Origin of the sequence: Bacillus cereus group sp. MYBK216-1 (assembly GCF_051916495.1) — a bacterium.
Lineage (GTDB): Bacteria > Bacillota > Bacilli > Bacillales > Bacillaceae_G > Bacillus_A > Bacillus_A thuringiensis_K.
Genome location: NZ_JBQAGT010000001.1, coordinates 686,068 through 700,765, shown reverse-complemented (window position 1 = coordinate 700,765; position 14,698 = coordinate 686,068). Strand labels below are relative to the sequence as shown.

Here is a 14,698-nt window from a genome sequence, read left to right as displayed (position 1 = left end):
CTTGTAACGTTTGTTATAATAAAGAAATCATTTACAGTATTTCTCATAAGAGGTGACGCAGTGAAAAACAGAAGTATCGTCTTTAAACTATTTTTATTAACATCCACTTTATTTACAATCATATTCCTACTTTTTTTCCTAGGACAATCTCTATTTTTAGAGAAATTTTATATTAATAAAAAAGTAAAAACAGTCCAAACTGCTTTTGAAAAATTCGTAGATAATTATGATAAAAGTGATAAAAGTTATGAGCAGGTTAGAAAACTAAAACAAGAATTTCATGATAAAACAAATGCAGATATGCAGTTTTTGGATTCTAACGGTATTATTAAAAGTGATAACAATTACTATATCGATGTATTTAATCCCAACAATAATAAACAGTATTCCATTCCACTCAATAATCTTTTAACACCAGAAGAATATAATAAATTCGAAAATTTAGGTTTAAAAAAAGATGTAATAATCAATGTTGATGGAGTCGTACAAGAGAATAATATAATCACACCACAAAAATTAGGAACGAATTATAATCAATGGCAGAACGAACATTTCTATTCGGATTTTCAGTCAATTAATGGTAACCCTTCTAAGAACAGACTTGCAAGCCGATACAAATCTACAACTCGAATCATCTTTACAGGTGTTATAACTAAGTTACAGCTCCCATCCAAAGCTGAGGTTCGTCTTGCAAATGATATTGAAACATTACAAGCCGTTCAATATTTTGCAGATATGATTAGAGAGGGCACTTCTAACTCGAACCAATTAAGTACTTTCATATTAGATGGCGGAGAAAATATAAAAAATAGTATCTTTGTAAAACCTATTATAGAAAATGGAAGGATTACAGAATATGCTTTTGCGATAGCATCTTTGCAGCCTGTTAATGAAGCAATGCTCGTTTTAAAAGATTATTATGTCTATGCCTTAATCATCGTGTTTCTCGTAATTATTTTGTTATCCTTCTACTACTCAAAAATCATTGTTAAGCCATTAATTAAAATAAATCGTGTTACAAAAAAAATGGCTAATTTTGATTTCAGCGAGAAATTACCTGTTACAGCTGACGATGAAATTGGGGGGCTTTCTGGCAGTATCAATACATTATCTGTAAATTTAAAAGATCGAATCGATCGATTAAATGTTGCTAATACAAAGTTACAACAAGATATTGAACGTGAACGTCAATTAGAAAAAACAAGAAAAGAATTCATTTCTGGCGTATCACACGAATTAAAAACACCGCTAAGTGTAATTAGAAGTTTTGCAGAAGGAATTAAGGATGGTGTTAGTAAGGATACTTCGTATTATACTGATGTTATTTTAGAAGAAACAGAAAATATGAACAGGCTGATTGTTGAAATGTTAGAATTAGCAAAGTTGGAATCTGGTACTTACAAACTAGATATGACGACGTTCTCAATCGGTGAATTAACGCAACAAGTCTACACAAAATTATTATTTAGCATGGAAGAAAAACATTTACAAGTGAACATCGATGCAGACCCTTCTATACTTGTTAAAGCAAATCGCAGTCGCATTGAGCAAGTAGTTGTGAACTTACTAAGTAATGCAATCCGTTATACGCCAGATGGAGAAAAGATACAAGTCTCCATTATAGAAGCAGAAGATACCGTAAAAGTCGAAATCGAAAATACAGGAAACCCTATCCCTGAAGAAAGTCTTGAAAAAATTTGGGATCGCTTCTATCGTCTAGATGCATCACGTAGCCGTCACACTGGAGGTACCGGTCTTGGATTATCTATCGTAAAAAACATTTTAGACCTTCATCATGCCGAGTACGGTGTGTATAATACGACTAACAGTGTTGTATTCTATTTCAATTTACAAAAAGTAAAAGAAGTCAAATAATTTGTCTTAATTTCACTAGGAGTTCACATGAAATTCACACTCTCCCTTTATAGTAAGAAACAAGTTAATCCTTTCCTTTACACATATAAAAGAGGAGAGTGCGTGAAATGAAACAAGCAGGACAACCTATTCAAAATGAAAAACAATTAGAAACTATCAAAAATATACTTTTACAATCTTCGAAACGTGATGGCTTATTATTCGTATTAGCTGTAAATTCTGGCTTAAAAGTAAGTGAAATCTTACAATTAAAAGTTAGTGATGTAATCGATGAAAATGAAAATGTTCGCCATTCCATTTTATTTTACAATGAAAAAGTGAAGAAACATAAATGGTTTGCTGTAAATGAAGACTTACAGCACGCAATCGAAGACTACATGAAAGAACGTAAAACTTGGAAACGTAATGAACCATTGCTAAAATCTCAAAAAGGAACAAAATCTATTACGAGACAACATGCATGGTACATTTTAAACAAAGCTGCAAAAGAAGTTGGATTAGAAGGGATTAGCTCACATACACTTCGAAAAACTTGGGGTTATTGTGCATACAAATCAGGTGTTGATATTGCGTTTTTACAACACTTCTTTGATCACAGTACTCCATCAAAAACTTTAAAGTATATCGGTATTGCTTAATAACTCTTATACATAAAAAAGGTTACCATTTGAAAATTTGGTAACCTTTTTTATATTTCATATTCTCTTTTCTTGTCTCTCCTATACTGTAGTGGTACTCTAATAATAAGGGGGAGAAATTATGAACACACTTACAATTGAATTACCAAAAGAAACGGCTGAAAAACTTGATTTATTAAAACAAGCTTATGAAAAGAAAACAGGTGCTTCTATCTCTGAGAGCACTCTCGTTCAAACACTTATCTCAAAAGAATTTATCCAAGCGATAACTCCTTTTGATTTACAACAATTCGTCAATGGAAAAGAACAGCATTAATCGCTGTTCTTTTTTTATCTCTATTTAAAATATACAAGTTTTTTATATATTTTTAGAAAAACCATTGACAATGATAATGATAACCATTATCATTTATTATGAAGCCAACAATTGATGAATCAACCAAACGCTCAGTAACATTGTTACCCCTCTTTTTCATATAGAAAGGCACTGTACATTCCCCCTGTTTGTACAGTGCCTTTCTTGTTTATTATCATTCAAAAAAATTTAATTGCTCCGGCTTCGGCTCACCATATGTAATGTTCATCATTTTCATAAGCTGTTTCGCATTATCTGCTGCATCCCCACCTGAATTGTTGTTAAACAGTACGTATATATCCTTTGTTTTCTTTTTTAATTGCTCTAATCGTTCAACCCATTCTTCCAGTTCTTTATTGTTGTAGCGATATAAACAGCGAACCGCTCTCCAATTTTCCCCTTTATCAAGCCAACCATGAACATTTCGACCGTGAAAACGTATTAATGCCATGTCTGAATTCGTAACCTCTAACACGAGTGGCACAGAACCTATCCCAGCCTGTGGTTCATCACAAATTGTATGAATCCATTTCTCCTGTTCTAGAAACTGTAACGTCTTATCTCTCATTTCTGGATAAAACCATGTTTGATTTCGAAATTCTATTGCACATGGTAAACCTTCCATTTTTTCTTTCGTATATCGAAGAAAATCTACATTTTTCTTTTTGCAATCAAACCATGGCGGATATTGAAATAAAATTGTTTTTAATTTACTAGCTTCAATTAAAGGAAGAATAGATTGTTTATATACATCAAACATCTCATCGAACGTAGAAAAAGGAATTTCACCTTTCATATGTCCTGTCATTCCTTGATATGCTTTTACTATAAAAGAAAAATCTTTCGGTGTTTCCATTGCCCATTTTATATAGTTTCGTGCAGGTTGCATCGCATAAAATGAACTGTCCACTTCTACAATAGGAAAATACTCACTATATGTTCGTAATTTATTTCTATTTTCATAGGCGTCTATATATAAAGAATCATGATCTCCCCACCCTGTTACTCCAATGAAAAGCAAATATATTCCTCCCTTTTTAACTTCACCTTCTATCCATTCTACTCAATTACTGAACACTTCGACCAATCAATTTTATTAAGTAGTCTCTTCTTTAAGAGTATCCGTATAAAAATATGATATACTAGATGGAAGAATTTTTAAATTGAGGGGTTATTTATGCTTCCAAACGATGATATTATATCTCATGAAAAACGAATAGAAGAACTAGAAAATAAAGTACGTTTTTATGAAGAACTTGTAAATCAATTACCACACCATTTCACATATAAAAATTCACATATTGGTTTACAAATAAAGAAAACGAGATCGACTCATTCCATTCAAAACATACAAAAAGAAAATAAAGAGGCCGATTTTCAACTTACTTGCGACTCATTATTTTTATTTAAACAACTTGAAACATACTTTGTTCATATTTTTGATGCTTTTTCACATCATGTAACCTTTGTTGATAATAAAGGAAATATAACTTTATGTAATCAAGCTGCTGCAGATGATTTTGGTGTAGTACGAAATGATATAATTGGAAAACCAATTCAACAATTACTAAAATTGCCTGAAGAAAAAATTAAAGCTCTAGAAACATTAAGAACAGGCACAGAAATATACAATGAAGAAGTTTTAGACAAAAACTATGGCATTTTAAATAACCGAATTATTCGTGATTATAACGGAGAGATTTTTAGAGTTATTAGTGTCTTTCATTATTTAAATACAGAACGTGATGCAGAAAAATTTTCGTTAGCAGGGCGAATCGCGGCTGGTATTGCACATGAAGTACGTAATCCTCTTACAACCGTACGAGGATATTTACAATTTTTACAAGAAAATGTTTCTCCATCTAATAAAGAACTATTTAAAAACTTACTTATTCCTGAATTAGATCGCGCAAATAGTATCATTACAAAATTTTTATCTATTTCAAAAACACGTGAATTTAAAAGAGAACCCTTTCCCATTAATACATTTTTACGTGAGTATATTCAACAGTTATTAGCTAGTGAAGTCTTTTTACATAACATTTCAATTGATTATAATTTTTCTACCGAATTAGATGATATATTAGTTCATATTGATCGTCATGAACTTGTACAAGTTTTTTTAAACTTATTCCAGAACGCTGTCGATGCTCAAAGCGAAAAAAAACTTTCTATACAAATCGCTAGTTACCGCCTTGATAATTTTGTCCGTATTACTTTCACTGATAATGGAACTGGTATTCCACGAGCCATTCAAGAATATATCTTTGATCCATTCTTCTCAACAAAAGATTCCGGTACAGGGCTCGGCTTGTCAGTAACGAAAAAAATCATTCAAAATCATAACGGTACATTAAAAATGACTAGTAATGAAAATGGTACAACTTTTACTATTTCAATTCCAATCTTACCTAAAACAGCCCTTGAAAGATTAAATCAATACAAATAAAATCCAATCCACGAACTGCATGTCAATTGTTAATCCTTCAACAATTGACATGCAGTTTTTTATGTTGAACTTTTCTTCTTTACGTTATATAAATCCTTCTATACCTTACTTACTTTTTGCTAAGTGGGCCAATTCCTTATTTTTTTATAAATGGTAGTTTGTCCATTACGAATTTAGTATAAATTTCATTTTAATATATAGTAATGATTGTTGCGAAGTAAGAGCTTGTAGTCATATTAACATCTCTAAGTCCGAACTTACAGAATTCGTTAGACTTCTTCAAGCTCTTGGCCAAGCTATTCAAGCTGTCTTTCAAAACCCTTCTCAAAATAATATAGATAACTTAATCGCTGCCCTAAATAACTTACAAAAATTCCTCAATTGCTTAGATTTATCCCCAGCACAAAAACAAATTGGAAATTCTATTATTGCTAATTTATTAACTATTTTAAGAACAACACCTTTCTCATGTGGAGCATTATACGTTGAGCTACAAAGCTTGCTTAATTATTTATTGTATATCGCTAAGTTATTCAAAGTAGATTGTTGTACGATCGACAAACTAGTTAGACTCATAACAGAAATCCAAACTATCCTAGTTCAATACGGATCAGGTTGCCTTGGAGGCGGAGGAGCAACAGGTGCTACTGGTGCTACCGGGCCTCAAGGACCAGCGGGTGCTACTGGTGCTACCGGGCCTCCAGGACCAGCGGGTGCTACTGGTGCTACTGGACCTCAAGGACCTCAAGGCGCTCAGGGACCAGCGGGCGCTCAAGGTGCTACTGGACCTCAAGGGCCTCAAGGTATTCAAGGACCAGCAGGTGCTACGGGTGCTACTGGACCAGCGGGTACCCCAATTCCTGTAACGATCGCGGCAATCGGAAACTCCAATGCTCAAACAATATCCCCTGGAACAAATATCCAATTTAATCAAGTTTTCGAAATAAATAACATTAATTTCAATGACACTGCAGATACTTTAACAATTTTAGAAACAGGCGTATATGATATTAGTTTCTCAGCGTCTACAACTTTCCCAGGCTCTTCACCGTTTGGATTCGGTATTTCATTCAACGGCCAACCACCTACTCGTAATTTCTCAACTAACGTTATCGGTAGTGCTGTATCGTTCTCTACAATCGTTACTTTACAAGCTGGTACAACAATTTCTGTACAACCTACAGCAAACACTATTTCTATTCCTAACACGGGCGATACAACTGCAACACTATCTGTATTCCGAATTTACTAATTTTCGCTTGAAAATTATATTTATAATAATATGTATCGTTTAACCGTGCATTAAATCTCTCTTTATATAGAAAGGAGCACTTATTTGGGAGGATAAGTGCTCCTTCTTTACGTTTCTTTACCTCAAATTTACTCTATCTTAATCCTCATTTTGTATGATAAATAGTGAAGTCAAAGATATGAAAGAGGGATGAAAATGAGAGTTATGTCACTAATACGCATTTGGTTTGCACTTATGGTATGCATTATTTTATGTTTAGGATGTTTTTTAACTCTAAAATATTCCACTATATCAAAAGCAGAGAGAAAAACTACTCCATACAAACTTCTATATACGAAACAAAGCAACATCCCTTATTCCAATGCCACAAAGAATGAAAAAAAAGTTATAAAAGGAATGCTTATTACAAAAGCTTCTAGTTCCGAGGCGTTACTTCAGATTGCTGAAACGATTAAAGATCAGTATACAAATAAAAAAATCGATGAAATTACACTTTCTATCCACAATGAAAATAACGGTAATTACGAAGAGGAATTACCTTACGAACCTATTAGTAAAGGCAAAATAATCGTCACATACGATTCCGAATCTTTTGGCAGTACGAATATTATACTTAACGAGTAATATTATGTATCTCAACGGATATGGATTAATAGCTAATTAAGATAGACAAAAATCTCTACCGATTAAAATTTCATTTTGTTTTCATACAAAAAAAGAGGCGAATTTCTTTATTCGCCTCTTTCTTTTACCAAAATGAAGGAATCCATTCTTTCACTTTATCAAGCCACTCTTGTTGCTCTTGTTTTCGTTGTTGTTCTTCTTCTTTTCTTCTCTTCTCTTCTTCTTTTCTTCGTTTTTCCTCTTCTATTGTAGTCAATTGTTTTTTATAATCAGCCTCAGATATGAGCGATAACTGGAACGCTTTTTGAGCTGGATTTGCGTTCGCTTTTTTCATAATATCCCGGAACATTGTCGTCGTAATTTGACTACCACCTGGAACATAATGATCGCTATCTGTTTTATCATATCCTACCCAAATCGCACCTACCAAATCTGGTGTGTATCCAACAAACCATGAATCCTTTGCACCGGTGCTCGGGCCATTTACAATTTGAGTAGTTCCTGTCTTACCTGCTGTATCAACATTAGTAACTTTCGCCTTTTCGCCCGTTCCCTTTTCCACAACACCTTTTAATAAATATGTCATCTTTTGAGAAATTTTCTCGCTCGTCACTCGTGTCTCTTTCTTATACCACTTTCCAATCGTTTCACCTTCAGCATTTTGTATCTCTCTAATTGCATGAGCTTCCACTTGGACACCGTCATTTGCAAATGTACTGTATGCTTGAGCCATTACAAATGGAGATGTCCCCACATGCATACCGCCTAAAGCAATCGGATACGTACGATCTTCTGGTACTAATGGAATACCAAATCGCTCTAAAGATTTCAATCCTTTATCTAATCCAATTTGTTCTAATAGCCACACAGCCGAAACATTGTACGATTTTGCCACAGCTTCATACATTGTCACATCACCGTGAAAAGTATGATCGCTATTTTGTGGTTTATATTCTTTAATGTTAAATGGTTCATCTTTTAATATATCGTATACTTCATATCCTTGTTCTAACGCTGGTACATATACAGCCAAAGGCTTTAGCGTTGAGCCAGGTTGTCTTTTTAATTGCGTTGCATGGTTAAACTGTAAAAACTGATACGGCCCTCTGCCTCCAACTAGAGCTGGTACACCACCTGTTTTTGGATTCATAAGAACTACACCCGTTTGCATAAGTTGGTCTGAGCCACTATCTTTGAAATAACTATCATTATTCACAACGTCTTCTACAGCCTGTTGTTTTTTCGGGTCAAGCTCTGTATAGATACGATAACCACCCGCTAAAATTTCATTTTGTGTTAATTCGTACTTTTCCATCGCTTCTCTAACAATATAGTCTACATATTGAGAGTATTTTCCCTTGTATTTATCATCAACGCCTCGTTTTAACACAAGTCCGCTCTCTTTTTCTTTACTATACTGTTCGTCAGAAATATACCCTTGCTCTTTCATTAAACTTAATACAACATTACGTCTTTCAATTGACTTGTTAAAGTTTTTATAAGGTGAATACGCAGACGGCGCTTTAATTAAGCCCGCAATCGTTGCAGCTTCTGAAATTGTTAAATTTTTTACATCTTTATCAAAATAAGATTTAGCCGCCCTTTTTATACCCCAAGCACCTTCACCAAAATAAATTTGGTTCATATACATTTCAATAATTTCATCTTTCGTATACGTACGCTCTATTTTTTTTGTTAAAAAATATTCCTTTATTTTACGCGAAAATGTGCGGTCTTGTGTCAGAAATACATTCTTCGCAAGCTGCTGTGTAATTGTACTTCCCCCAGCTACAACTTCTCCTGCTGTAATATTTTTAAAAACCGCACTTATAATTCCACTATAATAAATACCATGATGGTTAAAAAATTCCTTATCTTCTACTGCAACAATTGCCTGAACCATAATATCAGGAATATCTTTTCTTTTAACGCCTTCTGTTTTTGAAGAAGCTAATTTTGTTGCAACCTCATTATTTGCATCATAAATTAAAGTCGGTTGTGGAACAGCTTGTTTTAATTCAGATATGTCTTGAATGGAAATTATTATATTTACAGCAATAAATAGAGTAACGAATACACTTCCCAATACAATTAATGAATTACGAAGTTTCTTCCTCTTATTGAACCACTCAAGCATTTTTTTAAAATGAGTGTTCTTCAATTTCATTCGTTCACTTCCTTCATTTATTTACACTCTTCTTTTTAAAAGGAAGAATATACCGCCTTTTAAATTTATTATAATAACGTAGTCATTCCTATAGTGTAAAGCTTTTCTTTTGCATTCATACTTTTTGCAAGAAAAGGACATTCTACAAGTAAGATATTCACTATTGGATATTAATATTATTAATAGAACAACGAGAGTTATGTTAAGTTTTTGTAAACTTTTCGATAAAATGTTTTAAAAAACGACAGTTTTTTGTTAGAATTGATTAGCCAATATATTTTACATATATTACTTTTGTGGGGGTAACAATAATGGTCTTTAAATCAAAAAAAGATAAATTTTCTGAAATGTTAATGAATGTTTCCGAAAATTTAAAAGAAGGCGCGCAGTTTTTCGTGGAGTATAAAATTAAAAATGCTAGCGATTTAAAAGAGTTTTCTATGCGCATGAAAGAGTATGAGTCAAAAGGTGACTCATTTATTCACGAAATCATTATGGAGTTAAACAAAGCGTTTATCACTCCAATTGAGCGTGAGGACATCCTACAACTTGCAATGAGTATGGATGATGTATTAGACGGATTAGATCACAGTGCTGGTCTGTTCGAAATGTATTCTATTACAGAAGCTGATGAATACATGATTAAATTCGTAGAAGCAATTAATCAATGTGCGATTGAGATTGCAAACTCTGTTGAATTAATGTCTAACAAAAAATTAGTCGACATTCGTACAAATGCGATTAAGATTAAGGATTATGAATCACAGTGTGATGATATTCGCCGTCATGCGATTAAGAACTTATTCTCTCGTGAAAAAGATCCGATTAAGATTATTCAATTTAAAGAGATTTACGAAGAGCTTGAAGAAGTAGCTGATAGCTGTCAAAGCGTTGCAAACGTATTAGAAACAATTATTATGAAGAACGCGTAAGGAGTTTGATCATGGATACACTCTTGATACTGACCGTTTTAGTAGTCATTTGCGCTTTAGCTTTTGACTTTATCAATGGATTTCACGATACAGCAAACGCTATTGCAACGGCTGTTTCAACGAAAGCTCTAAAGCCTAGACATGCCATTATTATGGCGGCTATTATGAACTTTTTAGGCGCAATGACATTTACAGGTGTAGCAAAAACGATTACAAAAGATATCGTTGATCCATTCGCCTTACAAAATGGTTCTCTTGTAATTTTAGCTGCTTTGCTTGCGGCAATAGCTTGGAACTTAATTACTTGGTACTACGGTATTCCAAGTAGTTCTTCGCATGCAATTATCGGCTCAATCGCAGGTGCAGCAATTGCGGCCGCTGGGATTAGCTCGCTAAATCTTAAAGGATTTATTAAAATTATTGAAGCTTTAATCATTTCACCGATTATCGCTTTCGTTATTGGTTATATCGTATACAGTATTTTTAAAGTAGTATTTAAAAACTTTAACTTAACGAAAACGAATAAGAACTTCCGTATATTCCAGATTTTCACTGCGGCATTACAAGCCTACACACACGGTACGAATGATGCACAAAAAGCAATGGGAATTATTACGATGGCTCTTATGGCTAATAACTATCATACTTCTAGCGATATCCCGTTCTGGGTACAATTATCTTGTGCTATCGCAATGGGGCTTGGTACTTCTGTCGGTGGATGGAAAATTATTAAAACTGTCGGTGGACAAATTATGAAAATCCGTCCTGTAAATGGTGTAGCTGCCGATTTATCATCATCACTTGTTATTTTCGGTGCAACATTCATTCACTTACCGGTTAGTACGACGCACGTTATCTCTTCTTCTATTTTAGGGGTTGGTGCTTCTCACCGTGTGAAAGGGGTAAAATGGGGAACTGCAAAACGTATGTTAATTACATGGGTTATTACACTTCCTATTTCAGCTTCTTTAGCTGCTCTGTTTTACTACCTATTACATTTTGTTTTCTAATCAAAAGTCGTCTTCCTTATTTTTCTAGGAAGACGACTTTTTTGTGAACAAGCCTATTTCTCATTAAAAAGCGTGTATAATAATTGGTGGATAAGTTATTTAGAGGAGTTGGCAATTTTGGAATACATCATGTTACTTTTCATCGGACTAATCGCCGGAACAGTCGGCAGCCTAGTTGGGCTTGGAGGCGGAATTATTATTGTTCCGTTATTAATTGGATTACACAGTTTATCACCACAACTTGCAGTAGGGACTTCTATGGTAACAGTCGTTTTCACAGGACTATCTTCCACCCTTACTTACATGAAGCATAAGCGAGTAGATTATAAAAGTGGACTTATTTTATTTATCGGAAGCGGCCCTGGTGGTATTATTGGATCATGGGCAAATAAATTTTTAAACCAAGACACATTTTCTTTATACTTTGGGATTTTCCTTATATTCGTCTCAATTCTACTTATGCTTCGAGACAAATTAAAACCTCTTTCCCTCTCAAATACGTCTGTAATTAAGCGTTCTTTTACAGATAATGATGGAAATACTGTACACTACCAATTCCCACCGTTTCTTGCTATCTTTATCGCCTTTATAGTTGGGTTTATATCTGGATTATTTGGAATTGGTGGCGGTGCCTTACTTGTTCCAGCAATGATGCTTCTTTTTGCATTCCCAGCACATATTGCAGTAGCAACTTCAATGTTCATCGTATTTCTATCAGCAATTGTAAGTTCTGCAACTCACATCTCACTTGGAAATGTCAGCTGGATTTATGCATTAATCCTGATTCCGGGTGCATGGATCGGCGGAAAAATCGGGGCTTACATTAATACAAAACTAAGTGGAAATGCCGTAATTAATTTATTACGTATTACGTTAATTATTCTTGGAACTAGATTAATCATTATTTCCCTTTTATAACGTATTCTTTTTAGAATGCGTTTTTCTTATACACATGAATATAAAAATCCTCCGAGGAGAACAAATAAAATTAAACAAACACATAATAACATATAATTTGAAATATGTACTTTCTTCAAGTTGACCACTCCTATAACTGCGACTGTTATCTTTATGATAGCGAAAAAATAGTTCACTTGCAGTTACAGAGCGCTAACAATGCAAAATCAATTATTACAAATTTTATCCTTATATTTCATTTCTTTGTATATTCTATCGATTTAATAAAAAAAGATGTCATATTGACATCTTTTTTAATGAAGAAGTGACCATCCCATGAAGTCTTCATGTACTTGGCACGCCCTCTTATCGTTTCGATCATATAATTCAGCATAACTATCTGTTTCTTCATCATAAGCCATCGTATAAATAATTTGGCCGTCTACTTCAACGGATAAAACGACTCCACCTTTCATCTCTTCTACATGAATGATAGCATTCGCCGGAATTCTCATATCCGTCATTCTCATCGCATCTAACAATATACTAAACCCCCTACAGCGTATTCATTGCTAGTACTATTACACACTAAATAGTATACTACTGTAATAGCATACATTTCGTCAATGAAATTGCTGTTGAAATAGCATATTGTCTATATACATATACGCTAAAATAGAAGAAATAGAAACATATTAATGGGGGGCTAACATTGATTCTACACAAAGGAGATGTACTATTCCGTCAAGGCGAGGACGGTCCTTTATACTTTATAAAAACAGGCTTATTAAAAGTAGTTCGGCTAGAAGAAGACGGAACACCATTTTTATTCAACATTATCGTTCCAGGTGAAACGATACCTCATCATTCTTTAATTTCGCCGAAAGAATATCACGGTACAGCTATCGCTTTAATAAAAACAGAAGTGGAACCGATCACTAGTAATGAATGGTACGAGAGACTTCAAGCAAATCCCGAATCGTATGCTAACATCGCTATGCAATTGCAATCTAAATTAAGAATGATGCAACAACGAATTGATCAATTGACAACCGTCTCTCCGAAAGAACGTCTTCATCGTTTACAAGAATGGTTCACCCTATATTTAGGTGACATTCCTATATATGAAATATTAACACAAACCGAAATTGGCCAACTGATAGGTATACGCCGTGAAACAGTAAACCGTTTATTACGAGAACAAATAAAAAACGAGGTAAAATAAATACCTCGTTTTTTTGCTTATTGTAAGCTTGTTGCTGGGCCGAAAAATTCATAATGAATATGCTCTTGTTTCACACCTAAATCAGTTAGTGCAGCATTTATATGCTTCATAAATGCTACTGGACCACAGAAATAAAATTCTGCTTCAGTTGTCGGAATAATAGTTTTTAACCACTCACTTTCAATGTAACCTTCTTTATCAAAGTTCTTCATTTCTAAATCTTTTTCAGTCGGTGCAGAATAACAAGTATATGCTTTAACTTGTTCATATTCATTTTCTACTGCCTTAACGTGTTCTTTCATTGCATGTGTATTACTATTTATTGCTGCATGAACAAAATATACATTACGTTTTGAATCTTGTTCAATTAACGTATTTAACATACTCATCATCGGTGTAACCCCTACTCCACCACTAATTAGTACAACTGGTAATGTTGAATCCATATTTAACACGAAATCTCCTGCTGGTGCACTTACTGGTAAAACATCTCCTTCTTTTACATGTTCATGTAAGTAATTAGACACTTTACCGTCTGGTGTATCTACACTTTTTTCTTTTTTTACACTAATACGATAATATTCTTTCCCAGGAGCGTCGGATAAACTGTATTGACGATTATGTGTATATGTCTCACCTTCAATATTGATTTGAACCGTTACATATTGACCTGGGATGAATGAAGAAACTTTCCCTCCATCTTCAGGTTTCAAATAAAATGACGTAATAACATCGCTTTCCTTCACTTTTTTAACAATCACAAATTTGCGGAAGTCTTTCCATCCACCTTCTTTATGTGCAGCTTCTTCATACATCTCTGCTTCAATGCTAATGAATGCATCAGCAATGACACCATATGCTTCTCCCCATGCATTTAAAACTTCATCAGGTGCACCTGCGACCTCTTTAATGGCACGTAGTAAACATGTACCTACAATCGGATAATGCTCAGCTTTAATCCCTAAACTTCTATGCTTATGACCAATTTGTTTTACAACTGGAATAATTGCTTCTAAATTATCAATGTACGTTGCAGCTGCATAAACAGCATTCGCTAACGCTTGTTGTTGTCTTCCCTTTTTCTGATTCGTATGGTTGAAAATATTCAACAACTCCGGATGTTCCGAAAATAAAATTTGATAGAATCTCGTTGTAATTTCAACACCTTTTTCTTGTAATAATGGTACTGTTGACTTTACGATTTCAATTGTTTTTGCACTTAACATTGTATCCCACTCCTCTATTTCCTTAACTGTTTTTAGTTTAACTGAATC

The 14,698-nt window shown here is 33.9% G+C and carries 14 protein-coding genes; 10 read left to right on the top strand and 4 right to left on the bottom strand.

Annotated features, from left to right (window positions below; genetic code table 11):
- Positions 1 to 60 precede the first annotated feature (60 nt).
- The 3 genes from ACTFRH_RS03750 to ACTFRH_RS03740 all read left to right on the top strand — a co-directional run bounded on the left by ACTFRH_RS03750 (position 61) and on the right by ACTFRH_RS03740 (position 2,829).
- Entirely contained in the window at positions 61 to 1,875 is a 1,815-nt protein-coding gene (locus ACTFRH_RS03750; protein ID WP_000797512.1) for a sensor histidine kinase, read from the top strand.
- Positions 1,876 to 1,982: 107 nt separating this feature from the next.
- Positions 1,983 to 2,513 carry a tyrosine-type recombinase/integrase gene (locus tag ACTFRH_RS03745; RefSeq protein ID WP_000806236.1) on the top strand — a complete coding sequence of 177 codons (531 nt, stop codon included), beginning with the start codon at positions 1,983 to 1,985 and terminating at the stop codon, positions 2,511 to 2,513.
- Between the two features lie 121 nt (positions 2,514 to 2,634).
- Positions 2,635 to 2,829 (top strand): DUF3924 domain-containing protein, encoded by a 195-nt coding sequence (locus ACTFRH_RS03740; protein WP_001094860.1) that lies wholly within the window; start codon positions 2,635 to 2,637, stop codon positions 2,827 to 2,829.
- A gap of 214 nt (positions 2,830 to 3,043) precedes the next feature.
- Here ACTFRH_RS03740 and ACTFRH_RS03735 read toward each other — a convergent pair whose 3' ends face one another.
- Complete coding sequence (locus tag ACTFRH_RS03735) at positions 3,044 to 3,889, bottom strand: DUF72 domain-containing protein (RefSeq protein WP_000897332.1); 846 nt, start codon at positions 3,887 to 3,889, stop codon at positions 3,044 to 3,046.
- Positions 3,890 to 4,045: 156 nt separating this feature from the next.
- On the opposite strand from ACTFRH_RS03735, the gene ACTFRH_RS03730 reads away from it, so the two are divergent.
- From ACTFRH_RS03730 to ACTFRH_RS03720, 3 genes are all read left to right on the top strand, one after another.
- Positions 4,046 to 5,317, top strand: a complete 1,272-nt coding sequence (locus ACTFRH_RS03730) for an ATP-binding protein (RefSeq protein WP_000937259.1) — start codon at positions 4,046 to 4,048, stop codon at positions 5,315 to 5,317.
- Between the two features lie 178 nt (positions 5,318 to 5,495).
- Positions 5,496 to 6,569 carry a Gly-Xaa-Xaa repeat protein gene (locus tag ACTFRH_RS03725; RefSeq protein WP_440048773.1) on the top strand — a complete coding sequence of 358 codons (1,074 nt, stop codon included), beginning with the start codon at positions 5,496 to 5,498 and terminating at the stop codon, positions 6,567 to 6,569.
- A gap of 195 nt (positions 6,570 to 6,764) precedes the next feature.
- Entirely contained in the window at positions 6,765 to 7,193 is a 429-nt protein-coding gene (locus tag ACTFRH_RS03720) for a hypothetical protein (protein ID WP_001265550.1), read from the top strand.
- Between the two features lie 124 nt (positions 7,194 to 7,317).
- Here ACTFRH_RS03720 and ACTFRH_RS03715 read toward each other — a convergent pair whose 3' ends face one another.
- Positions 7,318 to 9,360, bottom strand: coding sequence for a transglycosylase domain-containing protein (locus ACTFRH_RS03715; protein ID WP_000769237.1), 2,043 nt, complete (start codon positions 9,358 to 9,360; stop codon positions 7,318 to 7,320).
- A 311-nt stretch (positions 9,361 to 9,671) separates the two neighbouring features.
- Between ACTFRH_RS03715 and ACTFRH_RS03710 the strand changes: the two genes are divergently transcribed.
- The 3 genes from ACTFRH_RS03710 (at position 9,672) to ACTFRH_RS03700 (ending at position 12,220) form a co-directional block, all read left to right on the top strand.
- Positions 9,672 to 10,292, top strand: coding sequence for a DUF47 domain-containing protein (locus ACTFRH_RS03710; protein WP_000231449.1), 621 nt, complete (start codon positions 9,672 to 9,674; stop codon positions 10,290 to 10,292).
- A gap of 11 nt (positions 10,293 to 10,303) precedes the next feature.
- Positions 10,304 to 11,302 (top strand): inorganic phosphate transporter, encoded by a 999-nt coding sequence (locus ACTFRH_RS03705; protein ID WP_000380272.1) that lies wholly within the window; start codon positions 10,304 to 10,306, stop codon positions 11,300 to 11,302.
- A gap of 117 nt (positions 11,303 to 11,419) precedes the next feature.
- A complete protein-coding gene (locus tag ACTFRH_RS03700) occupies positions 11,420 to 12,220 on the top strand; it encodes a sulfite exporter TauE/SafE family protein (RefSeq protein ID WP_000455762.1) in 801 nt (266 codons plus the stop codon).
- Between the two features lie 293 nt (positions 12,221 to 12,513).
- On the opposite strand, the gene ACTFRH_RS03695 is transcribed toward ACTFRH_RS03700, so the two are convergent.
- Positions 12,514 to 12,741: a hypothetical protein gene (locus ACTFRH_RS03695; RefSeq protein ID WP_000883009.1), complete on the bottom strand. Its 228-nt coding sequence runs from the start codon at positions 12,739 to 12,741 to the stop codon at positions 12,514 to 12,516.
- Between the two features lie 170 nt (positions 12,742 to 12,911).
- Between ACTFRH_RS03695 and ACTFRH_RS03690 the strand changes: the two genes are divergently transcribed.
- Complete coding sequence (locus ACTFRH_RS03690) at positions 12,912 to 13,424, top strand: Crp/Fnr family transcriptional regulator (protein ID WP_000600582.1); 513 nt, start codon at positions 12,912 to 12,914, stop codon at positions 13,422 to 13,424.
- Between the two features lie 17 nt (positions 13,425 to 13,441).
- Here the strand turns inward: ACTFRH_RS03690 and hmpA are convergent, their stop codons facing one another.
- The gene (hmpA, locus tag ACTFRH_RS03685; protein ID WP_000947332.1) at positions 13,442 to 14,650 is read right to left on the bottom strand and encodes an NO-inducible flavohemoprotein; all 1,209 of its coding nucleotides are present in this window, start codon (positions 14,648 to 14,650) and stop codon (positions 13,442 to 13,444) included.
- Between the last annotated feature and the right edge of the window lie 48 nt (positions 14,651 to 14,698).